We start from the raw sequence: 25,267 nt of genomic DNA, 5'->3' as shown, positions 1-25,267 counted from the left end.
AGCCGTGCAACAACACATCACCTATCGGGTCTTCGTCACCCATCATGGCGGTAAAGCCGTCACCGAGGTGGGCGATCCTCTCCGTTCTGCCATCGATATGCACGGCCTCGACCCGAGCCGGCACCTCGGCGCACACCTGCGGGGGAAGTTCCATCTGCTCTGGTGAAGCCCAGTACGTCGTGGGTGAGAACACCGCACCTACGGCTGGTTCGTCAGGCCAGGGTTCCATGTCCTCGAGCATCCACAGTTGCGGCATTCGCCCATGCGCCTCAGGAGAACTGCGCCCTCGGCGCACCCATACCCGGGTCGATTTGGAACGGTCCGCTCGCAGAGGGCGCTATCGGGAAATCGAAGATCGCCGTGGGGATGTACACGGTGGCACAGGAGTTCGGAATGTCCACCACCCCGGACAGGCGTCCTTCGATCGGAGCCGATCCCAGTAGCAGGTACGCCTGCTCGGGGCTGTAGCCGAACTTGGTGAGGTAGTCGATCGCGTGCATACATGCGTTCTGGTAGGACAGGTCGGAGTCCAGATATTTCTGCTCGCCGTCCACGGTCACCGAAATACCCGAGAAGGCAATCCATTCCGAGTACTGCGGCGCGGTGTTTCCGGGCATGAAGATCGCGTTCTCGCTCACCCCGTAGGTTTCCATACCGCCCTTGATCAGGTCGACGTGCAGGTCCATGAAGCCACCCATCTCGATGGCACCGCAGAACGTGATCTCCCCGTCACCCTGCGAGAAGTGCAGATCACCGAAGGACAACTTCGCGCCCGGCACGAACACCGGATAGAAGACGCGGGTTCCTTTGGTGAGGTTCTTGATGTCCTGATTTCCACCGTTCTCCCGGGGCGGCGCTGTACGTGCGGCTTCACCTGCGACACGGGTGAATTCGTCGCCGCTCAAGGAACCGAGGATTGCACCGTCGAGCTCGGGTGCAAGGGCCAGTGGCGGAACCCGATTCGGATCTGTCGCGATCAACGCACCTTCACGGGCGTTCCACTTCGCCAGCAGGGCAGCCGACGGCGCGGTCCCCATCAGCCCGGGATGGGTGATGCCGGTGTACTTCACGTGCGGCACGTGGCGAGATGTGGTGGTCTGACCGGAAAAGTCCCAGATCGCCTTGTACGCATCGGGGAATCGATCGGTGAGAAATCCGCCTCCGTTCTGCTTGGCGAAGATCCCCGTGTAGCCCCAACCCTGGCCGGCCAGCGGACCCGAATCCTCCTGCGGTATCGGACCCACGTCCAGGATGTCGACGATCAGCAGGTCACCGGGCTCGGCACCCTCGATGTGGAAGGGCCCTGACAGTGTGTGCACGTTGTTGAGCGGCGCATTCAGGATGTCCTCGGCGGAATCGTCGTTGTGGATGGCCCCGTCGAACCATTCGCGACAGTGGGCCCGAAAGGACGTACCGGGTTTGACTGTGACCGCCGCCGGGATATCGGGATGCCATCGGTTGTGGCCGACGACCTCCTGCTCGGTGAAACTCTTCGTCGAGTCGAGCGGAAACAGCAGTTCGGGCACGAGGCACCTCCGGTTGCGCGGATTCTCCTGCCCCGATCATTGCACCGTCGCGGTCCATCCGGTCGGATATGGCATGTAAACCTTGTATGACGTTGTGCCGGAACGTTGCTGATGCGCCACATCGCGCTACTCTCGAATGCGTGCCCACCTACAGCTTCCGCTGCGCGCGACGATGCGCCCCCGTCGAGCAGAGATTCTCCATGGCGGACGCGCCATCCGAGGTGACGTGCCCGGAGTGCGGCGACGCGGCCCCACGACAGATCTCCTCGCCTGCTCTCGGACGTGGGAACAGCGCTGCGATGAAGGCACACGACGCCTCGCGCGCCACTGCGGACACACCTGCCGTGGTCTCGTCTCTACCTCCGGCCGGCAGATCCGCAACAAGGACCACGTCCAATCCACTGCATCGCCGCCTGCCGCGCCCCTGACGACTCCGCGTTTCCCTTTCGCGCCGACAGGGAAGTCCGACGCCATGCCCACGCTTCCAGCTCCCCCGTCGATTGCCGACGGCTCCACCACCGAGGACGTCGTCGACTGGGTCGCCGAGCATCTGGGGGATCTGACTCGCGAGGGTCCGGATGCCATCACGGCCGGCGGCATTCGCGGCGGGCAGTCCGCTGCCGATACCGCGCTGGCCGGACTCGACATCACCGGATATGCGCGCGATCGCAGCACCGTTCTACCGGTGAATCGCCGAGGTGCGAGCCGCATGTCGCCCTACACCCGACACGGGCTCCTGACGCTGCGGGAGGTATGGGACGCGGTCGCCGACGCTCCCCCACGCGACCGTTCCCGCTATCGCGACGAACTGATGTGGCAGGAATACGCGCGTCATCTCTACGCGCGCACCGGATCCGATCTCGGTCGTTCGCTACGCCGTGAGCAGCCGCGACCCCAGGGCTGGACCGCGCAGCCGTGGCCCGAGGAGATGAACTGCATGTCCTCGGTGGTGGGTGAATTGCACCAGGACGGCTGGCTGGTCAACCAAACCCGCATGTGGCTCGCCTCCCAGTGGGTAGTCCGTGCCGGGGCGACGTGGCGCGACGGCGAAGACGAGATGTTCGCCCATCTACTCGACGGCTCCCGCGCAGCCAACCGCCTCGGCTGGCAGTGGACCGTCGGTACCGGAAGCGGCAAGGTCTACGGATTCAGCCGGTGGCAGGTGAACAAGCGAGCACCGTCCCTGTGCCGCAACTGCGCATTGAAAGATGCGTGCCCCATCGAGAATTGGCCCGACGACGAGCTAGGCCCGGCGGTCGACGGTCCCGATCTGAACAAGGCACCGATCCCCGCCGGCCCCGCCCACATGGAAGGCACTGGCGCAGAACAGGTGTGGATAACGGCAGAGTCACTCGGCACCGCAGACCCGGCACTGGCCGCCGACACCGATCGACCCGCGGTGTTCGTCTTCGACGAGCCACTCCTGCGGAAACTCAGGCTCTCCGGCAAGAGGCTGGTCTTTCTCGCCGAGACGCTCGGTGAGATCGCGTCGACCCGCCCGTTGGAGGTACGTCGCGGCAGAGTGTCCGACGAGCTCTCCGGACGCTCCTTGGCTACCACCTGGGCACCCGTTCCCGGCTTCTCCCGCATCGCCGACGCCATACCCCCGGTCGAGTTGCATCCGTGGCCGTGGCTGTTCCGACCGACCACATCCTCGGTACGGTCGTTCAGCGCGTGGCGACGCAGTCATTGAACGGCGGTCCTCGACCGGAGCTATCTCCGCAGCACCGAAATCCGGCCCTCTTCACTGCTGACGGATACCGACCTCGGAGAACTCGGATCGTCGACGACGTCGATCTCGACATCTCCCTTCTCCGAAGTCGCCTCGACGTCGTACAACTCGGCCGGCGGGAGTTCGATCATGCTGTCGCCCTGCATGTTCTGCACACGTAACGAATCCGGCGGCTGCCTCGAATCAACGGTGACCCGACCGAACGTCGTGTCCACCTCCAGTGCCGACACGGCCGCATCGGTGATGTCCACGTCACCGAATCGTGTTGTTATGTTCAGGGTTCCGGCAGATCCCCGAGAGATCACCGAACCTGCCGAGGTGGACACCGATGTCTGCGCGTCGACGTCGACGAGCTCGACATCGGCTGTGGTGCCATCGATATCGAGTGTCAGGCCCGACGGTATCCGTAGTTCGAGACCTATGTCGCAACTGCTGCGCTTCCGGTAGGAGCATTCCACAGCGATGTTCGACCCGTCGTCACTGATGTCGACGGTCGGAGTGTCGCCTCGATAGGAACCGTCGGCCCGCACGTGCACCTCCGAGTCGGGACTCATGGACACCGACACGTGGGCGAAACCGGTCGTGAGCGAGAGATTCTTTCCGGTGATCGCTGCGTCGGTGGCGTAGTCGAACGACTGCATCTTGGGCATGGTGAATCCGTAGGCAATCGTGGCCGTCGTCGCCGCACCCGCCACGCCCACGACAGCTATGGCGACCGACACCGCAACGACGTTGCGCCACAATGACTTCTTCACTGGATCGCTCCCAGATATCGTAGGACGGCCATGACGCGGCGGTGATCGGCACTGTCTCCGAGTAGCCCGAGCTTGGCGAAGATGTTTCCGATGTGCTTCTCCACGGCAGCTTGACCGACCACCAATGCAGCGGCGATTCCGGCGTTCGACTTGCCTTCGGCCATGGCGGTCAACACGTCCCGCTCCCGCGGGGTCAGCGAATCGAGTGGATCCGACCGTGGGGCCCGCGCCAGGATCTGCTGCACCACCTCGGGATCGATGACGGTTCCACCGGTCGCAACGGCCCGCACGGCATCGGCGAACTCGTCCACGTCGGCCACCCGGTCTTTCAGAAGGTATCCGACGCCGTCCGTGCTCTGCCGGATGAGTTCGGCTGCGTACCGTTCCTCCACGTACTGAGAGAGCACGAGAACTCCTACAGCGGGCCACCGTTGGCGAATGACCAGCGCTGCGCGCAGACCTTCGTCCAGGAAGGTCGGCGGCATGCGTACGTCGATCACGCACACGTCGGGAAGCGGATCGGCAGCGGACATGGCCGCGAGCAGTTCCGACGCATCGGACACCTTCCCGATCACGTCTGCTCCGGTATCGATCAGCAGGCGAGCCACACCCTCTCGCAACAGAACCGAATCGTCGGCGATGATCACTCGCACGGGATGCTCACCTCGAGCCGCGTCGGGCCGCCGGACGGCGACGTGATGGACATGGTTCCGTCGATTCCGCTGAGCCTGTCCTCGAGCCCGGCCAGACCGCCCCCCGGTGCCGGATGCGCTCCCCCACAACCGTCGTCGACCACCGTCACTCGCACGGCGGACTCGACTTTCGAGACATCGACTCGGACGTGGGCGGCCTTCGCGTGCTTGCTCACGTTGGTCAGGGCCTCGGAGACGACGAAGTAGACCGTCGACTCGACCGTCGCGTCCGGGCGTCGATCACCGGAGAGGGCTGGGTCGATACAAACAGTGACCGGTACCGCACACAACGCCGCGACGGACGACAGAGCGGCGTCGAGACCGCGGTCGGTCAGAATCGGCGGATGCAGACCGCGCGTGAGGGTACGGATCTCGCCGATCGCGTTCTTGGCCTCCCGGTGGGCATCGTCGAGCAGGCCTTTCAGTACCGCATCGTCCGTCGCCGAGGCGCGCGACTTCGCCTGCCCCAGTGACATTGCCACCGATACCAAACGCTGCTGGGCCCCGTCGTGCAGATCGCGTTCGATGCGGCGGCGTTCGGCATCGGCAGCGTCGACGACGCGAGCACGACTGACCGTCAATTCGTCCACTCGCCTACTGGATTCGGATCGGCCGAGAAGGACTGCGGCACTCCACCAGTCGAGCCGTGCCAGAGCCGTGAGCAGTAGTGGAACCCCCGCGACGAAGGTCACCAGCGAGGCGAAGCCGACCAGCGCGACGAACGGATAGCCCACCCGATCTCCGATTTCGAGCTGATTGCCGACCGGGTTCGTCACGATCCAGGCGACCGGTGCCGCCGCCAGAACCGGCAGGACCACGAACAGCGCCGGCAGCAAGAACAGCAGAACGGCCGAGACCGGAATCCGAAGGAGCCAGTAGCAGAACGACTTCCACAATCCGATATCGCGGAGGCACCAGATGAACCTGCGCCAACTGGTCGGGTACACGGTCGGTTCTGGGCCCTCGATGGAAATTCCACCGGTGAAACCGATTCCGGCACGCGCTGCACGGTCCATCCACCGGAGCGCCACTATCGTCAGCGCAAAGACGAGCACACCACTGAGCGCAAACGGCAATGCGCACACCGCCAGTACCAGCAGTCCCAGGATCATCCAGCCGCCGAGCCCGGCGACCGTCGATGCCAGCAGCGACGCCACCGCCAGCCACCAGTTCGGCGAGATCCATGCCCTGAGCGGATTCAGGGGAATCGGTAGTGCCTCGTTCATGCGGATCAGCCTAAGTCGGGTGTCGTCGGCTTGTCGGCACTGCGAACCCACGGCCCGAGGTAGGGCCAGCCCTACCGTCGGTCCGTGGGTCGATCGTGGTGTTTTACGCGGTCCGGACGACGAGATTCGACAGGTATGAACCTGAACATCCTCGATGTGGACCGGTTGTCGTCCGTGCCCGTGTGGGTCGTCTTTGCCGTCGTCTTCGCACTGCTGGCATTCGAGTCCGCGTCGTTGCTCGGTCTTTTCACACCGGGAAACAGCGTGCCGATCACGCTCGGGGTGCTGACGTCGATCGGTGTGGTGCCGTGGCTGCCTGCCGTCGTCACCGCGGCGGTGGCGTCGAGCATGGGCGCGCAGTGGGCGTTCTGGCACAGTCGCCGCACCGGCACCGTTTTGGGTCTCGGACGAGCGGAGTCGGCGCTGCCTGCCGCGGTGATGAGGGTCGTCCTCGGGCTGACCACACAGGCGCGATCGAGGCCACGCGCTGTCGCCATCGTCGGACACCTCATCGGGGGTATCCGCACCATCACGCCCCGGCTGGTCGCGACGTCCTCACTGCGGCACCGCGAGTACACGGCGCTCAGCCTGCTGGCCGCAGTCGTGTGGGCAGGTGTACTGGTGTCGGTCGGAGCGTGGCTGGGTGACAGGACGGTCATCAGGACCGCGCTCGGATACGCCTGGATTCCGGCTCTGACCATCATGGCTGCTACCCAGCTCAGGCGTCGAACACGCTCGTCTTCTCCCGAACTTGTCGGAGCCCGGTGATATCAAGGAGGTAGAGAGATACGACAGAAAGGGATTCGCATGTCCGCACGCTTCGATACCTGCAACGGCACACTCGTGATCCACGCGGTCGGCGGTGCGGAGTGCACGGAGCCGGACTGCGTGGATCTCGAGTACGTTCGTCACTTCCTGGTGCTCGAATGCGAGGAAGTCACCGGCGGTTGCCAGTGCACCGCCCTCGTGGAGTTCGCTCAGGCGTCCTGACGTCGAACCACCGGCTGCTGCAGTTCGGTCACCCAATTCTCCTGCGGCTGCGGCTCGGACACCAGGTAGAACTCGCGGCAGATGCCGGAGAGTTCGTAGCCGTTCGCCTCGATCCACGCGATGAACTGCTCCCAGGTTTCGCCGATCGTGGCCATCGAACCGTGGTGGACGGTGGTCACCGCGAGCTCGACGGGCGGTAGCTCGCGCACCTCGTAGCCCTCACCGCCCACGACCTGGGGTCCCACCTCGAATGCGGCATGCACGGTGACGCCGCTGCCGTCTCCGTCGTCGACGGCCTCGTACATGGCGATGGACGACGGTCCGAACGTCACGCCGTGCCCGGCGAGTGTCCGGGCGAGCCGGGCGTACATCGGACCGATGATCGGTCCGATGTTCTGGGGGCCGAAGCCAGCGGCAGTCTCGGTGAGAACGGCAATACGGGTGGCCGGCAACGACTTGGTATCCACGGTGATCATCGAAATCCCTTCGGTGTGGGAAAGTCGCGCTTCGATGCGACGCAGGCGAGCGGCGTCGAGATCGAGCCGACGAGCGACATCATCGCGCTTGGCCGTGAGCATCTCGCGTAGCCGATCGTCATCGACCTGGCCGTGCACGATCTGTGTCACCTCGTCGAGCCTGAACCCGAGGTCCTTGAACATCAGAATGCGTCCCAGAACCTCGAACTGCGAACCGTCGTACGAGCGATAGCCCGTGAACGGATCAACCCGCGCCGGCGTCAACAACCCGATCTCGTCGTAATGCCGAAGCATACGAACCGACACCCGGCCGATCGATGCGAACTCTCCAATGCTGAACATGACCCTCCGAGGTTCTCGTCTCACACAGTGTGAGGGTCAAGCGCAGAAAGTTGGGTGCACTCGACCTTCACAGCACGGGAATCCGGAAACGAACCACCGACCCGATGCAGTCGACTTTCTCGCCTCCGGCACGCTCCAGAGTCGCTATCGAGGCCGCGTTGCTCACCTCGCAGACTGCCGTCACCCGGGTCATGCCCATGCCCGCCGCGAGCGTCAGCACCTCGCGTACCGCCCACGATGCAACTCCCCGACCTCGTTCGGACGGGCGAACCCCGTAGCCGATGTGCCCGAGTCGGGCGGCGAACTCATTGCTGTCGTGTCTGAGCGACGAGATCACCGGAGGGAACGACGAGGTCCACGGGCAGACGGTAACACCGGCGTCAGACCCGACGCATGGTCGGTGGTGGCGTCGTTGCCACCAGCGACAGAACTACCACCGCCGATCCGGCGGCCGTTCATCCTGGGCTGATGGAACCGAGGAAGGAGGTAGTCCAGATCGCCGAATTGGCCGAGCCTGCAGCATCGTTCGTCGGAACCAGACCGTTGAGCGTCACCTGGCCACCGGTCAGGCCGAGAGCCGGCTGCGGCGGCAGGGTGAAGCCACAGGACTGCTGTACGGTGCCCGGTTCGATGGGCAGATCGGTACGACGGCACTGCCCGGTGGACGTGGCCGTGAGCGCAGGCGTGACGCCGTAGCTGGTGATGCTCAGCGATGCGCCGAAATCCGGAGTCGACGGGTTCTGATAGCAGATCGATGCGGTGGCGGCCACGTCCGCGGACGGCTCGGTCGATGCCGCGCCAGTGGCAGCGTCCACGGACACGGCGTGGATCTCGGTGGTGCGCACGCCACCCGGACATGCGGGAGTGCTTCCGGTCGAAACCGAGTTCACCTCGCGTCCGACGCTGTACTTCACCGACCCGGTCGGTTGCGGTGTTCCTGCAACGGGTTCCGGCACGGGGGCAGTGCCGTCACCGAGTGTGTAGAGGGTCCACAGCGAGCCGGTGCGACCGTCCGGCAGGCGAAGCGGGTTGACGATGGAGTTGCTGGTCGCGACGCCGTCGACGACCCCGGAATCGTTGGGGTCGACTCGCATCACACAATCAACGGCCGCGCGTCCGGGCGAACCGATCAGGAACTCGAGTCCGCACGGGCCGTACATGGAGAGCCTGCCGAGGCCGGGAGCCGTCAGAGCACCCCACTGATCCAGGAAGGCCTGACCGTCGAGCAGGGGCCCGTCGCACACGTAGATCGGTCCGACGTTCTGGGCCGTCGGGTTCTGCAGGAAGCCCGTCGACGGGTCGTTGGTGAAGGTGTACATCCGTGCGTCGAGCCGTTCCACCACGGTCAGCGAACGCGGGGAGCCGAAGTAGTCGTTGCACGCAGCGTTGTCCTCGGCGGTGGGGCGCTGACCACTGTCGACGGTACGGAAGACGCTGAAGCTACCCGGCCCGTCGTCGATGGACCCCATGATGGTCGCTGGTGCCGGGCTCGGCGCAGGATCCGCCGAGACCGTGGCGATCGGACACAATGCGACCGCCACTGCACACACCACGACGCCGCGCAACCACTTCTTCGACACGTGTTCCCCCGGAACATCTGGATCCGCAATCGGTGCAGATCGGACTCACCCCGCCGAGGACAGTAGCGCAACAGACGTTGAGAAGCGAGAGTTGGAGGACCACAGCGGTAGCTGAGACTTCGCCGGAAACTTCCAACCCGGCGGTACGACACGGCTAGGGTTCGACCTGCGCACTCACCGACCGAGGAGAGACTTCATGAACAAGCGTCTGGCATCGTATTCGGTTGCAGTACTTGCTGCTTCCACATTCTTCGTGGCCCAACCCACCGGTGTGGCGAACGCTGCCCCGTGCTCGGATGTCGACGTGGCCTTCGCCCGTGGAACCGCGGAGTTCCCCGGCCTCGGTATCACCGGCGGGCCGTTCGTCGATCGGCTGAAGTCGGAGTTGTCGGACCGCTCGATCAGTACGTACGCGGTGAACTACGCGGCCGACGTCACACAGGCCAGCGCCGGACCGGGATCTCGGGACCTCGTCGAACACCTCACGTCCGTCGCAGCGTCGTGCCCGTCAACGACGTTCGTGATCGGGGGATACTCACAAGGGGCCACCGTGGTGACCAACGCCGTGAGTCTGCGGACCAGCAGCAGCAACACCGGAGCCGTCATCCCGGCGGAGATCGCCGACCGCATCGACGCGGTGGTGGTGTTCGGCAACCCGCTCGGGCTCCGCGGCAGCAAGATCGAGACCGCCAGCGCCACGTACGGCCCGCGCACGCAGAGTTTCTGCACGGCCGGCGACCCGGTGTGCCAGATCGGCAGCTTCGATGTTCTCGCGCACCTTCGGTACGCAATCGACGGATCCACCACCGCCGGTGCCCAATTCGCAGCGGCTCGAGTTCGTAGCTGACCCGATCTCAGCGGCGCAGGTTCAATCCCGTCGTGGTCGAGAAGTAGTGGGCCGCCTCGGCGCGAGGGGCGATGCGGAGGACATCGCCCTGCGACGGGGTAGCGATGTCGGGGATTCGCGCGATGATCTGCGCCCCGACGGTACCGAGGTTCGACGCGTCCTCGACGGTCCGGCCGTAGATGTAGGCGTCCGCGCCGAGTTCCTCGACGACGTCGACGACGATGTCGGTACCGGAGTCGGAAAGCGTCCACGCTTCCGGTCGGACGCCCATCGTGACGCGGCTGCCGTCGATTCGATCGGAGATCGTGCGCTCGATGGGCACCGACAGCGATCCGAGCTTCGCGGCACCGGCGACGACGTCCACCTCGAACAGATTCATCGCGGGCGATCCGATGAATCCTGCGACGAATGCGTTGACCGGGTGCTCGTAGAGCTCCTTGGGGCTGGCGCACTGTTGCAGCACACCGGCTTTCATGATGGCGACGCGATCACCCATGGTCATGGCTTCGACCTGATCGTGGGTGACGTACACGGTGGTGGTGCCGAGCCTGCGCTGCAGCAGCGAGATCTGAGTGCGGGTCTGCACGCGGAGTTTGGCATCGAGGTTGGACAGCGGCTCGTCCATGAGGAACACCTGCGGGTTGCGCACGATCGCGCGGCCCATCGCGACGCGCTGCCGCTGACCACCGGAGAGCGCCTTGGGTTTACGGCCCAGGTAGTCGGTGAGATCGAGGATCTTCGCAGCCTCCTCGACGCGTCGGCCCACCTCGGCCTTGTCCATTCCGGCGATCTGCAGCGCGAAACCCATGTTCTTGGCGACGGTCATGTGCGGGTACAGCGCGTAATTCTGGAACACCATCGCGATGTCGCGTTCCTTGGGCGCGAGTGACGTGACATCCCGGTCGCCGATCTTGATGGCACCGTAGTCGACGTCCTCCAGACCGGCGAGCATCCGCAGCGAAGTGGACTTACCGCAACCGGAAGGCCCGACGAGCACCAGGAATTCGCCGTCCTCGATGGCGAGGTCCAGCGATTCGACTGCCGCGACGTCCGATCCCGGGTAGAGCTTGGTGGCTCCTTCGTACGTGACCTGTGCCATGGGAGTGCTCCTTTGTATGGGTTAGAAGAATCGATGTGCGGAGCCGGCGGGCTCGGCAGTGAGAAAGGTGGGTTCCGGCAGTCCGGATCGTGTTGCACTGTAGGCGATCTCGTTCGCCACGGTCTCGACGAGTTCCGAGGGCACCAGCGCAATGGCCGAGCCGCCGAATCCGCCGCCCGTCATCCGAGCGCCGTACGCGCCTGCCCGCAGGGCCGCGTCGACTGCGCTGTCGAGTTCGGGAGAACTGACCTCGTAGTCGTCACGCAACGACCTGTGCGACGCGGTCATCAGCTCACCGAGCTCGGCACCTGCGGCACCGCGGTCGAGGAGTTCGGCAGCCTGCTCCACGCGCCCGATTTCACTGATGACGTGGCTGACTCGGGCGATCAACGTCTCGTCGCCGAGTCCCGACACCGCCCGCTCGAGATCCAGACCTCGTAACGTCGTCACCCCCAACTCGGCGTACGCCGTATCCAAGGCGGCGCGCCGGGCTCCGTACTGACCGTCGACCAGACGGTGCGGGGCGTTGGTGTCGATCACCAGCAAGCGCGTTCCCGACGTGGCCAGATCGAGGGGGATCTGACGCGTCGAACCGTCCAGGCAGTCGAGCAGCAGCGCGTGTCCCACCTCGGCCGACATCGCGATGTTCTGATCCATGCCGCCCGTCGACGCGCCGGCGATCTCGTTCTCGGCGCGAATACTGGCATCGATCAGCACCTTTCGGTCGAGCCGAAGATCGAACAGATCGTCGAGCGAGAGGGCGAACGAGCATTCCAGCGCCGCCGAGCTCGACAGCCCCGAACCCACCGGCACCGAGGAATGCACGGCCACGTCGACTCCGCCGACTCCATGCTCACCGAGTGCCCAGGACACTCCCGCCACATAAGCCGCCCAACCCGACGGGGTGCCCGGACCGATCTCGTCGAGCTCTCCGGTCCACGACTGCTCGGTGTGCGTCGACACGGCCCGCACGGTCGTGTCCTCGCGGCGACGCACGGCCACCGCGGTGGCATACGGCAGCGCGAAGGGCAACACCAGTCCCCCCGCGTAATCGATGTGTTCGCCGATGAGGTTGACGCGACCCGGAGCGATCCAGACGCCGTCGGGTTCACCGCCCAGTGCACTGCGGAACAGCGCGGCGGCACCGTCGGCGAGATCCTCGTCGGCAATCACGTCGAGCCAGTTCACGCGAGCACCTCGCGCATCCGGTCTGCGATCCGCTCGGGAGTGGTGTCGTTGATCCAGGCTCCCATCGCAGATTCCGATCCGGCGAGGAACTTCATCCGACCGGGTGAGCGCATCATCGAGAACAGTTGCAGATGCAGGCGTCCCAGTTCGCGATCGTCTCCGACAGGGGCCTGGTGCCACGCCGCGATGTACGGCACCTCGTCGACGCCCTCGAAGAATGCGTCGACTCCGCGCAACAGATCCCGATAGACCACGGCCAGCTCGTCCCGCTCCGCACCGCTCAACTCGGCGAGATCTGCAACGTCGCGACGCGGAGCGAGATGTACCTCGACCGGCCACCGCGATGCTGCAGGCACGTACGCAACCCAATGCTCGGCATCGACGACGATGCGTCGCCCCGAACGCAGCTCGGCGGCCAGCACATCGGCCAGCAGAACCCGGCCCGTGCTCTCGAAGTGCTTGCGAGACTGACGAATCAGCGCATCGGTGCGCGGCGGCAGGTACGGGTACGCGTAGATCTGACCGTGCGGGTGGGTCAGGGTGACGCCGATCTCCTTACCCCGGTTCTCGAAGCAGAACACCTGCTGGACACCGGGGATCGCGGACAATGCGGTGGTGCGATCGGCCCAGACGTCGATGATGGTGCGGACGCGAGAGAGCTCCAGCGCGACGAAGGATGTATCGGGGTCACTCGCGAAGCAGATCACCTCACACCGCCCGGTGCCGGGGGCCATCGGCCACAGCGCTTCGCCGTCCACCTCGCTCGGAAGTGATTGCTGCGCTGCCGTTTCGGACAGGGAGGGGAAGCGGTTCTCGAACACCACCACGTCGTAGTCGGCCGCCGGAATCTCCGTGGCCGGACGGTCCGGTCGGCTCGGTGCCAACGGCGACGCGTCGGCCGGCGGCAGGAACGTGCGGTCCATTCGTTGCGCCGCGATGACGATCCATTCCCCGGTGAGGACGTCGAATCGCATCTGCGACTGGGACATCGACGGTGCGAGGGCTCGGGTATCGACCAGATCGCGGGTGGCTCCACCGGAGAGGTAGGGCTCGGTGTCGTCGTAGTAGATCAGCTCACGGCCGTCGGCCAGAGTGGTCGACGTCTTGCGCATCGAGTGCGTCGTGGCGTCATGCGCGGTCATCGAGTGCTCGTTCCTCGTTCGTGTCGGGGGTGTGCTCTCCGGCGATCACCACGTCGTCGACCGTCTCGGACAACGCCTCGTGAACGCCGGGGTCGAGTCCGGCATCGGTGACGAACACGTCCACGCGCGAGAGCGGGATGGTGTTGGCCAGTGCGCGAACACCCCACTTGGTGTGGTCGGCGAGCACGATGACGCGACGAGACGACGCGACCAGCGCCTGGTTGGTCTGTGCTTCCATGAGATTGGGGCAGGTGAGCCCGGATTCGATGTCCACTCCGTGTGTTCCGAGAAACAGCATGTCCAGGTGAATACTCTGCAGGGCACTGACCGTGAGCGGTCCGACGAGCGCGTAGGACGGCGTGCGCTGTCCGCCGGTGAGCAACACCGTCTGATCCGACCGCCCACCGGTGTGGAAGACCTCGGCGACAGGCAGCGAATTGGTGACGACGGTGATGTCCGGAACGTCGAGGAGTTCCTGTGCGAGTGCATGCGTCGTGGTGCCACCGGAGATGCCGATGGAGGTCCCGGGCCGCACGAATCGTGCAGCGGCACGGGCGATGGCCGCCTTGGCATCGCGATCGAGTTCGGACTTGGCCGAGAACCCCGGCTCGAAGACGCTCGCCGATCGCGGCAGCGTCACGCCGCCGTGCACCCGCTCGACCAGACCGCGGGCGACGAGCTCGTTGACGTCGCGTCGAATGGTCATGTCCGACACCGACAGTGTGGCACCGAGATCCGCGACCTTGACCGCACCCTCCGCCGTCACCTGGTCCAGGATCTTCTGCTGGCGCTGGTGGGCGAGCATCAGCGGTTCTCGGCGATCACGGCACTGCCGCCTGCGGCCAGGATGAGTTCGCCGTTGATCTGTGCGCCGCCGACCAGATCGGTACCCGAGGCGGGCACGCTGACCTTGTCGGTTCCGTGGTTGAGCACGAAGAGCCAGGATTGCTCCCCTGCCGACCGTCGGACGATCTCCACATCCGATCCGAGATCGCGTCGGGTGTCGATTCCGGCTGCGGCGCAGAGCTTGTCGGCGAGCGTGGCCCAACCTGCCACGTCGGGCACGGTGGCGGCGTACCAGGCGGCACCGGTGCCGACAGTGCGTTTGGTCAGCGCGGGAACGCCGCGCAGATGCCCCCGGGTATGGCGCGCCAGCACATCGACGTCCTCGGTCGTGGTGAGGTATTCGCTCCAGATCTCACCGACGGTCTCGTCGTCGAGATTCAGCGTCTCGCCGTCGGCGAGCGGGAAGAACTCCTCGACTCGGACGCCGAGCAGCTCACGGAATGCGCCCGGGTAGCCGCCGAGTCGCACGTGGTCGTCCTCGTCGGCGATTCCCGAGAATGCGGTGACCAGTACCTGCGCGCCGGCATCGGCCGCGTCGGCTATCCGCGCCGCGGTCTCGTCGCTGCACAGGTACAGAGCCGGCACGACGACGATGTCGTAGCCGCCGAGATCCGTGGACGACGGAACGACGTCGCAGGTCACGCCTGCGGAGGTGAAGCCGCGATGTGCGCGTCGGGCAATCTCCATGGGCTGCATCGCCATCGACGGATGGCCCTCCTGCTCGCACGCCCACTGCGATGCCCAGTCGAAGAGCACGGCGACCCGGGCATCGACGGTGCTTCCTGCCACCGGGGCCATACGACGCAGCGCAGCGCCGAGCTCGACGACCTCGCGCCAGCGGGCGGAGTCCTCACCGGCATGCGGCACCAGTGCGGAATGGAACTTCTCGGCCCCGGCCTTGGAGGCACGGAACTGGAAGTACGCGATGCCGTCTGCGCCTCGGGCCATGTGCGCCAGGGAGTTTCGCATCATCTCACCGGGCATCTTGGCCCGGTTGATGTGCTGCCAGTTGACCGCGCTGGTGGAATGCTCCATCAACAACCAGGGTCGACGGCCGGCGACGCCGCGGGTCAGGTCGGCGGAGAACGACAGCTTGTGATGCGCTGCCGCGTCACCGGTTTCGGGGCCGACGAGGTAGTGGTCGGTCGAGACGATGTCCTGCTCCGGAGCCCAGGACGCGTAGTCCATGTTGCCTGCGAGCGCGGGGCCCTGGCCCATGCCGACCATGAAGTTCGTGGTGACCGGGACGTTCGGGGTGATGCGGTTCAGCAGGGCCTTCTCGGCGCGGTACTGCTCGAGGAGAGCGTCGGAGCAGAAGCGGTGCCAGTCGAGCTGGTGCGTCGGGTTGCCGAAAGTGGTGCTCACCGACGGGGGAACGATCTCGTCCCAGTCGCTGTAGCGCTGGCTCCAGAAGTCGGTTCCCCAGGCGGTGTTGAGGGTCTCGAGGTCGATGTACCTGGCGCTGAGCCATTCTCGGAATGCATGGGCACTGTCGTCGGAGTAGCACAGTGCGTTGTGGCAGCCGAGCTCGTTGGAGACGTGCCACATCGCCAGTGCCGGGTGCTCACCGTAGCGATGCGCCATCTTCTCGACCAGCACGAGCGAATGTTCGCGGTACACAGCGGAACTGGGGCTCCACGTCTGACGGCTTCCGATGGCGTAGCGGTAGCCGCGCTCGTCCACCGGGCGCATCTGCGGGTAGGCGGTGGCCAACCACGGCGGGGGCGAGGCCGTCGCCGTTGCGAGGTCGACGCGGATGTCGCCCTCGTGCATCAGATCCATGACTCGGTCGAGCCACTCGAAGTCCCACGTCGACGCGGTCGGCTGCAGGCGCGCCCAGGAGAAGACACCGACGGTCACGAAGTCGACGCCGGCCTCGTGCATCAGCTCGACGTCGCGTCGCCAGACGTCCTCGGGCCACTGCTCGGGGTTGTAGTCGCCGCCGAAGGAGATTCCCTGGGTCGGCCAGGTGCTGCGTCGCGCTGTGTCCATGCTCACAATATGAACGAGCAGTTCTCAGATGTCAACATGAATGAACATTTTCTTACTGATGCTGGTGAGCGGGCCTCGAAGAGCTTGACAGACGCCCTCGCGTCGTGTTTCTGTAACCTGCATCACCCCGGATGGTCAGAGAAACGACGCGGAACCTACCGCGAATATGTTCACTTCTGATCGTTATCGATACTTCTCGTCGAAGGACTTCCATGAACCCACACGAGTGGCCGCGCACGTGGCAGCCGTCACGACGCGATTTCCTGCGGTCCGCGCTCGTCGCCGCGGGTGCGATCACCGCCGGTGGCGCGCTGTCGTCGTGCTCGAACAGCGTCGACCCGAACGTCACCACGCTCGGGTCACGATTGTCCGACCCCAACTCCAAGCTGGGTGTCGAGGACTTCGTCGCGATGTATCGACAGCAGACCGGGCGACAGCTCGCCGTCAACACCGTCGACTCGACGTCGTTCCAGGAGAACGTCAACAACTACCTCCAGGGCACGCCCGACGACGTCGTCACCTGGATGGGCGGCTATCGGGTGAAGTACTTCGCCGAGAAGGGGTTGGTGGAGGATCTGTCGCCGATCTGGGCGAACCACGGCGGTGGCTTCAACGACAGCTTCCGCGAGAACTCGACCGGTATGGACGGCAAGCAGTACCTGATCCCGTTCTTCTACTACCCGTGGGCGGTGTTCTACCGGCCGAGCCTGTGGGCCGAGCGCGGGTACGAGCCCCCGGCGACCTACGACCAGTGGGTGGCGCTGAGCAAGCAGATGCAGGCCGACGGCCTCACCCCGATCGGCTTCGGGGCCCGCGACGGGTGGCCACCGTTCGGAACGTTCGACTATCTGAATCTGCGGCTCAACGGCGTCGAGTTCCACCGAACCCTGCTCGCCGGAGACGTGAGCTGGACCGACAATCGCGTGCGTTCCGTGTTCGACACCTGGCGTGAACTGCTGCCCTTCCACCAGCCGCAGCCGCTGGGCCGCAAGATCGCCGATGCGCAGATGGCGCTGCTGAACAAGAGCGTCGGGTCGCTCGTCGCCGGCATGTTCGTGGCGCAGAGCTTCCCCGCCGGTGCCGAGCGCGACGATCTGGACTTCTTCACCTTCCCCGAACTCGATTCAGCCGTAGGAACATCCACGGTCGAGGCACCGATGGACGGGTTCATGATGCGCACCGACCCGCGCAACCGGCCCGGAGCCGAGGACTTCCTCACCTACATGACCGGCCCCGACCCTGCCGTCGCATACGCGAAGCAGGATCCGCAGGCGATACCTGCTCACCGGGATGCCGACCTGTCGAGTTTCCCTGCACTGGTCCGCAAATCGGCCGATCTGGTGCAGAACGCCGAGGAGATCACCCAGTTCTTCGACCGCGATACCCGACCCGATTTCGCCTCGATCGTCATGATCCCGGCCCTACAACAGTTCATCGGCAACCCCAACGATGTCGACGGCCTGGTACGCAGTATCGAACGGCAGAAGTCGGCGGTGTTCGGAACATGAACGTGCGCAGTGTGATTCGACCCCCAACATCCACTCGACATCGAGATCAGGTAATGCCATGACCGCACCCGAACGGGTGAAGTCGCCGAAGATTCGGCGCAGTGTTCGCGAGAAGTGGACCATCGCGCTCATGCTCGGAGTCCCCGCGCTGATCGTCATCGGTCTCGTCTGGATTCCGACGGTCTTCACGGTGATCCTGTCCTTCGCCCGCTGGGACGGCATCGGCGGCACATCGAGCATCGAATGGATCGGCACTCGGAACTACGTCGATGCCGTCGAGGCCTACCCACCGTTCCAACAGGCCCTGCACAACAACGTGCTCTGGCTGGTGTTCCTGTTCCTCGTCCCCACCGTCATCGGCATCCTGCTGGCGATCCTTCTGGACAAGAACCTCAAAGGATCTCGGCTCTACCAGAGCATCTTCTACATTCCCGTGGTGCTGTCGATGGCTCTCATCGGCTTCATCTGGCAGCTCATCTACTCCACCGAGGGCGGCGTCCTCAACAGCCTGCTGGGCACCGACGTCGACTGGCTCGGCGACCCGGACATCAACATCTGGGCCGTGATGGTCGCCGCCGGGTGGCGTCACACCGGCTACATCATGTTGTTGTACTTGGCCGGCCTCAAGGCCATCGATCCATCCGTCCGCGAGGCCGCGGTGATGGACGGTGCCGGGCCGATCCGCACGTTCTTCAGCGTCATCTTCCCGCTGATGAAGAACACCAATCTGCTCATCGTCGTCATCACCGTCATCGAGGCACTGCGCGCCTTCGACCTGGTCTGGGTGATCAACAGGGGCAGAAACGGTTTGGAACTGATATCGGCGTTGGTCACCGCCAACGTCGTCGGTGAAGCAGGCCGCATCGGCTTCGGCTCGGCCCTGGCGACCGTCATGCTTCTCATCTCTCTCGTCTTCATCGCCCTGTACCTCGCCATCGTTCTTCGGAGCAAAGACTGATGACCACTTCACTCACCCGCACAGCACCGCCCGAGCGCGATCCGTTGACCCGCAACCGCGCCGCCGTCGCCAACCGTCGGCGCGCCGGCACCGCCCAGATCGCCATCTACGTGCTGCTGACCGTCATGGCGCTCGTCTGGATGTTCCCGCTCGTGTGGGCGGTGTACAACTCGTTCCGCGACTACGACTACGTGTTGCTCAACGGATACCTGTCCGTCGGCGGTTATACGTTCAGCAACTACATCGACTCGTGGCAGATCGGCGGAATTCCGCACTACTTCTTCAACTCGCTGATCATCACCGTGCCGTCGGTACTGCTCATCCTGTTCTTCGGCTCGATGGCGGCATTCATCCTGGCCCGCTTCAGCTGGAAGTTCAACATCTTCATGCTCGCGGTGTTCATCGCAGGCAACCTGCTGCCCCAGCAGACATTGCTCACGCCACTGTTCCGTCTGTACAACGCAATTCCCGTTCCGTACTGGATGAGTTCGTCGGGTTCGCTGTACGACAGCTACTGGGGTCTGATCATCGTGCACGTCGCGTTCCAGACCGGATTCTGCGTGTTCGTGCTGAGCAATTACATGAAAACAGTTCCGCACGAGCTGCTCGAGGCCGCCACCGTCGACGGAGCGAGTCTGTTCCGCCAGTACTGGCAGGTGGTCATGCCGCTGTGCCGTCCCGCGCTGGCTGCACTCGCGACACTGATGGTGACATGGATCTACAACGACTTCTTCTGGGCTCTGGCCCTGATGGTCAGTGGCGACAAGCTCCCGGTGACGACGGCGCTGCAGAATCTACAGGGTAGCTTCTTCACCGACACCAATCTGCTCGCCGCGGGCTCGGTGCTGGTGGCTCTACCGACAGTGCTCGTATTCGTTGCGCTGCAACGCCATTTCGTATCCGGTCTGACGATGGGTGCCAACAAGTGAGTTTTTCCGTCCTTCGCCGTGACGGTGTCATGGTGATTCTCGGCCCGTCGTCCACCGCCGTTCCGGCCGTGCTGCATTGGGGTACCGATCTGGGCGAGCTGTCCGAGAACGACCTGACCGAGCTGCGCAGGGCCGCGATCCCCGCTGTCCCGCATTCGAGCGTGGATGTGCCCCGGTGGCTCACCCTCGCACCCGGCAGCGACGACGCCTGGCAGGGCACACCGGCTCTGGCATTGCACCGCAATGGGTCGGTGCAGTACCCACGGTGGGGCGACGTCGCTGTTCGCGCCGACGACTTCCGTTGTGAGGTCGAGGCGTCCGACTCCGAGTTGGGAATCGCGTGGTCGATCGAGTTGTCGTTGGAGATCGGTGGCTCACTGCGAGTGCAGCAGAGTGTTCGCAACGTTTCCGGTGGACCCTTGACCGTCGACGGTGTCGTGACGCTGATGCCGTTGCCGGACAGTGCAACCGAACTACTCGACCTGACGGGACGGCACTGCCGCGAACGTACCCCCCAGCGGCGACGGTTCGATCACGGCTCTACCGTGCGCGCCTCACGACGCGGTAGAACCGGGCACGACGCCACCCTGGTTCTCACCGCCGGTAGTGAAGGCTTCGGCTTTCGCACTGGCGAGGTATGGGGTGCACATGTCGCCTGGAGCGGCGATCACCTGCATCTGGCCGAGCGGCTTCCCGAGCGGGCCGGTCAGGCCTCGGGGGTGCTGGGCGGCGGTGAGCTGCTCGGCCCCGGCGAGGTGGTACTGCAGGACGGCGACACCTACACGACACCGTGGGTGCACTTCGTGTATTCCGATGCAGGGCTGGATGGTTCGGCGCAGTCGCTGCACCGATGGATGCGATCCCGACCCGCACATCCCACCTCGCCGCGACCGGTGGTGTTGAACGTGTGGGAAGGGGTCTACTTCGATCACGATCTCACCCGACTCCGCGGGATCGCCGACGTCGCCGCGCACGTGGGCGTCGAACGATTCGTGCTCGACGACGGCTGGTTCCGACACCGCCGCGACGATCGAGCCGGCCTCGGCGACTGGCAGGTGGACGAGGGCGTCTGGCCCGACGGACTGGCACCGCTGTTCGATCACGTTCGTGAACTCGGTATGAGTCCAGGACTGTGGTTCGAGCCCGAGATGGTCAACCTGGATTCCGACATCACTCGGGCGCATCCGGATTGGCTGCTCGCGGCACCCGGGCGACTACCCCTCGAATGGCGTCACCAGCACGTGCTCGATCTGACCCGCCCGGAGGTGTTCGAGTATCTCCTCACTGCCATCGATACCGTGCTGACGAACGAGCGGCCCGACTACGTGAAGTGGGACCACAACCGGGACCTGATGCTGGCGGTCGATTCCGACGGACGCCCTGCGGTGCATGCCCAGACCTCGGCGTTCTATCGGCTGTTGGACGCGTTGCGTTCGCGGCATCCCCACGTCGAATTCGAGTCCTGTGCATCCGGCGGTGCCCGCATCGACCTCGAGGTCCTCGAACACACCGACCGCGTATGGGCGTCGGACACCAACGATCCACTCGAACGTCAAAGGTTGCAGCGGTGGACGACGCAGTTGCTGCCTCCGGAGCTGATCGGCTCGCACGTCGGTCCGCAGATCGCGCACACGTCCGGTCGGTGGTCGACTCTTCAGTTCCGTTGCTTGACATCACTGTTCGGTCACGCCGGATTGGAGATGGACGTCACCGAGCTGGCGGCGGAAGATCACGAGTACCTGCGGTCGTGGACTGCGCTGTACAAGGAATTGCGCGGACTGCTTCACACCGGCAACGTGGTACGCGCCGACCATCCCGACCCGAGTGTCTGGGTGCACGGCGTCGTGGCTGCGGACTGCTCGGAGGCCGCGTACGCAGTGGTGCGAATGGACACCTCGCCCGAGGACCGCACCGATCGGGTTCGGCTTCCGGGCCTCGATCCAGCCGTGCGGTATCGCGTCGAATTCGTTCATGCACTGAGTGATTCCGGCAACGGGATCGAGCTACCACCGTGGATCGCCGACGGCGGAGTGGTCGAGCTGTCGGGTTCGATGCTGGCTCGGGCAGGTGTGGCACTACCGGTGCTGTTCCCGCAGACCGGGGTATTGCTCAGGGTGCAAGCCGTCTGAACTGTGAATCGGCTCCTCAGTTCTGGATTTCCGACTGCGATCAGAGGATGGAATCCGAATCCGAGGAGCCGATTCGCCGCTTCAGTCCCAATTCACCCGGGACGCCATGCTCAGCAGCTTTGCTCGACGCGTTTCGTTCGTCTCGCCGATTCGGGCAATTCGCCCGTAGACATGCGCCCGAAAGTCGTTGTGGTGATGCCGATTCTGCTCGGCTGGGCCGCTAGCGATGCAGTTGTGCAGCAGTGCCCGGAGAGTGTCGTACTCCTCTCGGGGCACCGCCGGCCACGAGTTGACGACGAGGCCGGTGAGCTGTTGTCGCTGATGAGCGCGCCTGACCCTGGTCTTGTCCGGATGAATCGTGAAGCCTTCGTCGTGGGCGATCTGAGTAATCAACCACAGCAGTCTGTCCACGTCGAGGTCTGGCCCACCGGAGAACGCCAGATCGTCGGCGTATCGGCTGTAGCGGGCACCGACGGACCGGGCAAGCCCTGTGGCTCGGATATCGAGTTGTCGCGCAGCCAGATTCGCCAACGCAGGTGACGTAGGCGCTCCCTGAGGCAGGTGGGTGGCGCGAAGCCGCGCCGCCGTGGGACGGTCCACGCCGACCAACTCACGTGCCGGGGTCACCGTGGTACAGAGCGCGGCGAGATTCGCCGCGACTGTCCGCGGATATCCCACGGCCTCGAAGATCGCGACCACTCGATCGAATCCGATGGACGGAAAGAAGCGCCGAAGATCCACCGAGATCACCACGTCGCGTTCGGAATGCGGCATCGCGAATGTACGCGGACTGCGCGCCTTCGCGAAGCCGTGCGCCGCCGGATGAGCCGGGATCCGATCGATGATGCGGCGCAGTATTTTTCGTTGAATTTCCCGTAGACGTGGCTTCGGCACCTCGAGCAGTCGGATGCCTTGACGCTTGTCGAGCCGTGCAGATCGATAGTGCTGCAACGGGAACGGTGCAGTGCGAAGCCTCCCCTGCAGATCGGCGAACCATTCGATTTCGGAGATCGTCAGGTCCAGCGACCGCGCGAGCTGACCGGTGGTCTCGTACCGCGGTACCTCGAATCGCCAGGGCTTGTCACTGTTGCGCGTCGGTCTCTGTGACGACACCGACGGCTCCGGAATGAACGGAAGGTCGCGCAGCAGAACGAAAATCGATGCCTCGTCGAACGGCGGACTCGGATACAGATTGATGACCCGATCCGCCAACCACGTCGCTTTGGCCGGGACGAGTGGCTCGAACGCCTCCGCGAGTCCTGATCGCGTCCACTCGGCGTCCGCAGCCAGGCGCGCCAGCGTCGCGGCCGCCTGTGGGGTCAATTCGCGTTCGGTCACAGGCGGTCGTCGATCGGATGCAGTGCCGTGGAATTCAACGCCGTGACATGCAACGGCGCGGGGCGACCGAAATCTTTCGTCCTCGGAGCTGCCAAGCACGCGGAGCGTGCAGACCAGCTTCGGACGCAGTGCTCGATTCTCGTGATGTACCCAGGGGTTACCCCTGAGACCGGTCCCGCGGACCAACTCTCGCCCACGCGCCGCTGCATCCCTCCACCATGCCAAAGGGACGCAGATCTGTCAGTGCGGTGCCCGCAGGACCGTCACGGAAGAAGAGACTCGACTTCGCCTATGAGGTCGGAGATCTGCGGCCGAATCTGCTGGTTCACCAGCGTCCACCGCGCGCGACTACCCGCCGATCAACTGCGATTCCGAACGCCGAGGTTCGCAGCGAAGGTACTGGAACCGACAAGAGCCGGGCTGCGTCCAAGGACGTAGACGTCCGCGAGAAATGGGGGAGGCAATGCGTAGGGCACGACGATGGATGCCGGCGATGGCGGTGCTGGTGATCGCCGCGGGCTGCTCGAACACCACCGATGATGACGCCCTCGCCGACGCGACATCAAGTGGGGCGGCCAGTACGACCAACCCCGCGCCGACGCCCTGGGACCCATGCACCATCCCCAGCGAGGCCATCGAACGAGCGGGATTGAACGTGGACACCAAGGAATCGGGAGTCTTCGGGCGGGATCAGAATGGATTCAAGATCTGCAGCTGGGAGACGCAACCTCCGAGCAGCGAGTACATCTTCTCGATATTTGTCGGACTGGAAAGCATCGATTACATCGACGATCCGAGCTACTTCGACCGCCTCCAACCTGTTCGAGTAGGCACGCGTGACGCCACCCAGTACCAACAATTGTCTGCTGATGCGTCCCGAAACTGCGGTGTCGCCTTCGCAGCCGGGCCTGAACTGATCAGAGCCACAATCATCACCAGCGCGTTGGTCAAGAACCCGCTGTACGCCCCGTGCACGGAGCTGAACTCCCTGGTCGCAGGGCTCGACTCGGATCTTCCCAGCTAAATCCATCGACTGAGAGACGCAGAAATCGTGACCGAAGACAGGCCAAACCTCATCGCACACTGGGAAGACCTCAACGCCCAAGCCGACGCCGGCACCATCACCATTCCCCCCGACGTCGCCGCGAAATGCGACGCGGCATGCGCTGCCTACCTCATACACCTCGCCAAGATGCAAGCTCAAGCAACCCAGTTGACCGAAGTCAAGTCCTGGGGCGACCTCAAGTCTGCCCAAGATTTGCAGGGCAAATTCCTGCGTCTCGCCACCGGCACCGATCGGTCTCTCGACGTGATTCTTCAGCAGCACATCGAGGTCATCGAATCAATGCGGATGCTCTTTCGGCGCTACTTCGACGAGACCGAGGCTACCGATACCCAGACGTCTGCGAACATCACCGCACTCGCTCCGGGAAGCTAGCAGCGCAACACTTTTCGGTGGACTTCGACCTCGCGTTTGTCGTTGTCCAGTCGCCGTTCGACCGGCAGATAGCCGAGTGAACGCCACCATCCGATGCTCTCGACCATGCTGACCATCGGACCCACGAACACATGGGTCCACCCCTGCGCCGCAAGCCTGCGCTCGAGCTCCGCCAGCACCGGATTCGCCACACGATCGTGGCCCTCGTCCGCGTCGACGATCAGACTCCCCACCCATGGCTGTCCCTCGCGCGTATGCGGAACAAGCAACGTCACCACTCCCACGATTCGTTCTGCTACACGAATCACCAGGCACTGGGAGTTCTCCATAACCGTGTTGTGCCACAGGAACTTCTCGACATCCTCCGTGGTGAATGCGGTGACACCGGTGTGCAACGTACTCGCGTCGAGGAACTCGGGATTGCTGTTGAACACCGCCAGGAGGTCCTCAGGACCATCGCTGCCCTCGACCTCCCGGACCGCATACGAACCCACGTCGAATCGGATTTTCATCACGCCACGATAAGTCCACTAC

The 25,267-nt window shown here is 64.5% G+C and carries 26 protein-coding genes; 12 read left to right on the top strand and 14 right to left on the bottom strand.

Going from position 1 to position 25,267, the window contains the following annotated elements; genetic code table 11:
- The first annotated feature begins 4 nt into the window (after nucleotides 1–4).
- Nucleotides 5–166 carry a hypothetical protein gene (locus CH249_RS27820; protein WP_179273142.1) on the top strand — a complete coding sequence of 54 codons (162 nt, stop codon included), beginning with the start codon at nucleotides 5–7 and terminating at the stop codon, nucleotides 164–166.
- A 103-nt stretch (nucleotides 167–269) separates the two neighbouring features.
- Here the strand turns inward: CH249_RS27820 and fmdA are convergent, their stop codons facing one another.
- Nucleotides 270–1,526, bottom strand: coding sequence for a formamidase (gene fmdA, locus CH249_RS06275; RefSeq protein ID WP_032397096.1), 1,257 nt, complete (start codon nucleotides 1,524–1,526; stop codon nucleotides 270–272).
- Between the two features lie 68 nt (nucleotides 1,527–1,594).
- On the opposite strand from fmdA, the gene CH249_RS28690 reads away from it, so the two are divergent.
- Together CH249_RS28690 and CH249_RS06265 are read left to right on the top strand one after the other, a co-directional pair.
- Nucleotides 1,595–1,954: an FmdB family zinc ribbon protein gene (locus tag CH249_RS28690; protein WP_373453505.1), complete on the top strand. Its 360-nt coding sequence runs from the start codon at nucleotides 1,595–1,597 to the stop codon at nucleotides 1,952–1,954.
- Nucleotides 1,955–1,998: 44 nt separating this feature from the next.
- Nucleotides 1,999–3,219: an FAD-binding domain-containing protein gene (locus CH249_RS06265; protein ID WP_094682381.1), complete on the top strand. Its 1,221-nt coding sequence runs from the start codon at nucleotides 1,999–2,001 to the stop codon at nucleotides 3,217–3,219.
- Between the two features lie 20 nt (nucleotides 3,220–3,239).
- On the opposite strand, the gene CH249_RS06260 is transcribed toward CH249_RS06265, so the two are convergent.
- The 3 genes from CH249_RS06260 to CH249_RS06250 are packed head-to-tail and all read right to left on the bottom strand — an operon-like array spanning nucleotide 3,240 to nucleotide 5,931.
- Nucleotides 3,240–4,013 carry a DUF4097 family beta strand repeat-containing protein gene (locus CH249_RS06260; protein WP_094682382.1) on the bottom strand — a complete coding sequence of 258 codons (774 nt, stop codon included), beginning with the start codon at nucleotides 4,011–4,013 and terminating at the stop codon, nucleotides 3,240–3,242.
- Nucleotides 4,010–4,666, bottom strand: a complete 657-nt coding sequence (locus CH249_RS06255) for a response regulator transcription factor (RefSeq protein ID WP_094646326.1) — start codon at nucleotides 4,664–4,666, stop codon at nucleotides 4,010–4,012. Before CH249_RS06255 ends, CH249_RS06260 begins: the two co-directional genes overlap by 4 nt.
- Nucleotides 4,657–5,931: a histidine kinase gene (locus CH249_RS06250; RefSeq protein ID WP_094682383.1), complete on the bottom strand. Its 1,275-nt coding sequence runs from the start codon at nucleotides 5,929–5,931 to the stop codon at nucleotides 4,657–4,659. Before CH249_RS06250 ends, CH249_RS06255 begins: the two co-directional genes overlap by 10 nt.
- 135 nt (nucleotides 5,932–6,066) lie before the next feature.
- Between CH249_RS06250 and CH249_RS06245 the strand changes: the two genes are divergently transcribed.
- On the top strand, nucleotides 6,067–6,699 hold the full coding sequence (locus CH249_RS06245; RefSeq protein WP_032397092.1) for a DedA family protein: 633 nt from the start codon (nucleotides 6,067–6,069) through the stop codon (nucleotides 6,697–6,699).
- 39 nt (nucleotides 6,700–6,738) lie between these two features.
- Entirely contained in the window at nucleotides 6,739–6,921 is a 183-nt protein-coding gene (locus CH249_RS06240) for a hypothetical protein (RefSeq protein ID WP_032397091.1), read from the top strand.
- Here the strand turns inward: CH249_RS06240 and CH249_RS06235 are convergent.
- The 3 genes from CH249_RS06235 to CH249_RS06225 form a co-directional block, all read right to left on the bottom strand.
- Nucleotides 6,909–7,739 carry a MerR family transcriptional regulator gene (locus tag CH249_RS06235; RefSeq protein ID WP_094682384.1) on the bottom strand — a complete coding sequence of 277 codons (831 nt, stop codon included), beginning with the start codon at nucleotides 7,737–7,739 and terminating at the stop codon, nucleotides 6,909–6,911. The genes CH249_RS06240 and CH249_RS06235 overlap by 13 nt on opposite strands.
- A 67-nt stretch (nucleotides 7,740–7,806) precedes the next feature.
- Nucleotides 7,807–8,076, bottom strand: coding sequence for a GNAT family N-acetyltransferase (locus CH249_RS06230; RefSeq protein WP_094682385.1), 270 nt, complete (start codon nucleotides 8,074–8,076; stop codon nucleotides 7,807–7,809).
- Between the two features lie 118 nt (nucleotides 8,077–8,194).
- A complete protein-coding gene (locus CH249_RS06225) occupies nucleotides 8,195–9,319 on the bottom strand; it encodes a hypothetical protein (RefSeq protein ID WP_094682386.1) in 1,125 nt (374 codons plus the stop codon).
- Between the two features lie 196 nt (nucleotides 9,320–9,515).
- On the opposite strand from CH249_RS06225, the gene CH249_RS06220 reads away from it, so the two are divergent.
- Entirely contained in the window at nucleotides 9,516–10,166 is a 651-nt protein-coding gene (locus tag CH249_RS06220) for a cutinase family protein (protein ID WP_094682387.1), read from the top strand.
- 7 nt (nucleotides 10,167–10,173) lie between these two features.
- On the opposite strand, the gene CH249_RS06215 is transcribed toward CH249_RS06220, so the two are convergent.
- Genes CH249_RS06215 through CH249_RS06195 form a run of 5 tightly spaced genes read right to left on the bottom strand, consistent with a single transcriptional unit; the run spans nucleotide 10,174 to nucleotide 16,433 of the window.
- Nucleotides 10,174–11,265, bottom strand: coding sequence for an ABC transporter ATP-binding protein (locus CH249_RS06215; RefSeq protein ID WP_094628896.1), 1,092 nt, complete (start codon nucleotides 11,263–11,265; stop codon nucleotides 10,174–10,176).
- Nucleotides 11,266–11,286: 21 nt separating this feature from the next.
- Nucleotides 11,287–12,453 (bottom strand): galactokinase, encoded by a 1,167-nt coding sequence (gene galK / locus CH249_RS06210; protein WP_094682388.1) that lies wholly within the window; start codon nucleotides 12,451–12,453, stop codon nucleotides 11,287–11,289.
- Nucleotides 12,450–13,565 carry a galactose-1-phosphate uridylyltransferase gene (gene galT, locus CH249_RS06205; RefSeq protein WP_094682517.1) on the bottom strand — a complete coding sequence of 372 codons (1,116 nt, stop codon included), beginning with the start codon at nucleotides 13,563–13,565 and terminating at the stop codon, nucleotides 12,450–12,452. The genes galK and galT overlap by 4 nt, the downstream gene beginning before the upstream one ends.
- Before the next feature lie 16 nt (nucleotides 13,566–13,581).
- Nucleotides 13,582–14,400, bottom strand: coding sequence for a DeoR/GlpR family DNA-binding transcription regulator (locus CH249_RS06200; protein ID WP_094682389.1), 819 nt, complete (start codon nucleotides 14,398–14,400; stop codon nucleotides 13,582–13,584).
- The gene (locus tag CH249_RS06195) at nucleotides 14,400–16,433 is read right to left on the bottom strand and encodes a beta-galactosidase (protein WP_094682390.1); all 2,034 of its coding nucleotides are present in this window, start codon (nucleotides 16,431–16,433) and stop codon (nucleotides 14,400–14,402) included. The genes CH249_RS06200 and CH249_RS06195 overlap by 1 nt, the downstream gene beginning before the upstream one ends.
- A 212-nt stretch (nucleotides 16,434–16,645) precedes the next feature.
- Here CH249_RS06195 and CH249_RS06190 point away from each other — a divergent pair, with 212 nt between their 5' ends.
- The 4 genes from CH249_RS06190 to CH249_RS06175 are packed head-to-tail and all read left to right on the top strand — an operon-like array spanning nucleotide 16,646 to nucleotide 21,957.
- Complete coding sequence (locus CH249_RS06190) at nucleotides 16,646–17,941, top strand: ABC transporter substrate-binding protein (RefSeq protein ID WP_045197909.1); 1,296 nt, start codon at nucleotides 16,646–16,648, stop codon at nucleotides 17,939–17,941.
- 58 nt (nucleotides 17,942–17,999) lie between these two features.
- Entirely contained in the window at nucleotides 18,000–18,899 is a 900-nt protein-coding gene (locus tag CH249_RS06185; protein ID WP_094682391.1) for a carbohydrate ABC transporter permease, read from the top strand.
- A complete protein-coding gene (locus tag CH249_RS06180; protein WP_082073862.1) occupies nucleotides 18,899–19,828 on the top strand; it encodes a carbohydrate ABC transporter permease in 930 nt (309 codons plus the stop codon). Before CH249_RS06185 ends, CH249_RS06180 begins: the two co-directional genes overlap by 1 nt.
- Entirely contained in the window at nucleotides 19,825–21,957 is a 2,133-nt protein-coding gene (locus CH249_RS06175) for an alpha-galactosidase (protein WP_256988139.1), read from the top strand. The genes CH249_RS06180 and CH249_RS06175 overlap by 4 nt, the downstream gene beginning before the upstream one ends.
- Before the next feature lie 81 nt (nucleotides 21,958–22,038).
- Here the strand turns inward: CH249_RS06175 and CH249_RS06170 are convergent, their stop codons facing one another.
- Entirely contained in the window at nucleotides 22,039–23,295 is a 1,257-nt protein-coding gene (locus CH249_RS06170) for a reverse transcriptase family protein (protein WP_094698898.1), read from the bottom strand.
- A gap of 463 nt (nucleotides 23,296–23,758) precedes the next feature.
- On the opposite strand from CH249_RS06170, the gene CH249_RS06165 reads away from it, so the two are divergent.
- A complete protein-coding gene (locus tag CH249_RS06165; RefSeq protein ID WP_256988137.1) occupies nucleotides 23,759–24,319 on the top strand; it encodes a DUF3558 domain-containing protein in 561 nt (186 codons plus the stop codon).
- Nucleotides 24,320–24,346: 27 nt separating this feature from the next.
- Entirely contained in the window at nucleotides 24,347–24,733 is a 387-nt protein-coding gene (locus CH249_RS06160) for a hypothetical protein (RefSeq protein WP_094682394.1), read from the top strand.
- Here the strand turns inward: CH249_RS06160 and CH249_RS06155 are convergent.
- The gene (locus CH249_RS06155; protein WP_094682395.1) at nucleotides 24,730–25,245 is read right to left on the bottom strand and encodes a hypothetical protein; all 516 of its coding nucleotides are present in this window, start codon (nucleotides 25,243–25,245) and stop codon (nucleotides 24,730–24,732) included. The two genes, CH249_RS06160 and CH249_RS06155, sit on opposite strands and share 4 nt — an antisense overlap.
- Nucleotides 25,246–25,267 lie beyond the last annotated feature (22 nt).

It is taken from the genome of Rhodococcus sp. 05-2255-3B1, from assembly GCF_002258545.1.
In the GTDB taxonomy this organism is placed as follows: Bacteria; Actinomycetota; Actinomycetes; order Mycobacteriales; family Mycobacteriaceae; genus Rhodococcoides.
This window is presented reverse-complemented; position numbering and strand designations above follow the sequence as displayed.

Excerpts from the sequence above, each read along its gene's own strand:
- CH249_RS06265 (WP_094682381.1), top strand. The coding sequence starts at position 1,999 with ATGCCCACGCTTCCAGCTCCCCCGTCGATTGCCGACGGCTCCACCACC.
- galT (WP_094682517.1), bottom strand. The coding sequence starts at position 13,565 with ATGCGCAAGACGTCGACCACTCTGGCCGACGGCCGTGAGCTGATCTAC.
- CH249_RS06165 (WP_256988137.1), top strand. The coding sequence starts at position 23,759 with ATGCGTAGGGCACGACGATGGATGCCGGCGATGGCGGTGCTGGTGATC.
- CH249_RS06185 (WP_094682391.1), top strand. The coding sequence starts at position 18,000 with ATGACCGCACCCGAACGGGTGAAGTCGCCGAAGATTCGGCGCAGTGTT.
- CH249_RS06240 (WP_032397091.1), top strand. The coding sequence starts at position 6,739 with ATGTCCGCACGCTTCGATACCTGCAACGGCACACTCGTGATCCACGCG.
- CH249_RS06155 (WP_094682395.1), bottom strand. The coding sequence starts at position 25,245 with ATGAAAATCCGATTCGACGTGGGTTCGTATGCGGTCCGGGAGGTCGAG.
- CH249_RS06215 (WP_094628896.1), bottom strand. The coding sequence starts at position 11,265 with ATGGCACAGGTCACGTACGAAGGAGCCACCAAGCTCTACCCGGGATCG.
- CH249_RS06220 (WP_094682387.1), top strand. The coding sequence starts at position 9,516 with ATGAACAAGCGTCTGGCATCGTATTCGGTTGCAGTACTTGCTGCTTCC.
- CH249_RS06180 (WP_082073862.1), top strand. The coding sequence starts at position 18,899 with ATGACCACTTCACTCACCCGCACAGCACCGCCCGAGCGCGATCCGTTG.
- CH249_RS06195 (WP_094682390.1), bottom strand. The coding sequence starts at position 16,433 with ATGGACACAGCGCGACGCAGCACCTGGCCGACCCAGGGAATCTCCTTC.
- CH249_RS06200 (WP_094682389.1), bottom strand. The coding sequence starts at position 14,400 with ATGCTCGCCCACCAGCGCCAGCAGAAGATCCTGGACCAGGTGACGGCG.
- CH249_RS06250 (WP_094682383.1), bottom strand. The coding sequence starts at position 5,931 with ATGAACGAGGCACTACCGATTCCCCTGAATCCGCTCAGGGCATGGATC.
- CH249_RS06245 (WP_032397092.1), top strand. The coding sequence starts at position 6,067 with ATGAACCTGAACATCCTCGATGTGGACCGGTTGTCGTCCGTGCCCGTG.
- CH249_RS28690 (WP_373453505.1), top strand. The coding sequence starts at position 1,595 with ATGGCATGTAAACCTTGTATGACGTTGTGCCGGAACGTTGCTGATGCG.
- CH249_RS06235 (WP_094682384.1), bottom strand. The coding sequence starts at position 7,739 with ATGTTCAGCATTGGAGAGTTCGCATCGATCGGCCGGGTGTCGGTTCGT.
- CH249_RS06190 (WP_045197909.1), top strand. The coding sequence starts at position 16,646 with ATGAACCCACACGAGTGGCCGCGCACGTGGCAGCCGTCACGACGCGAT.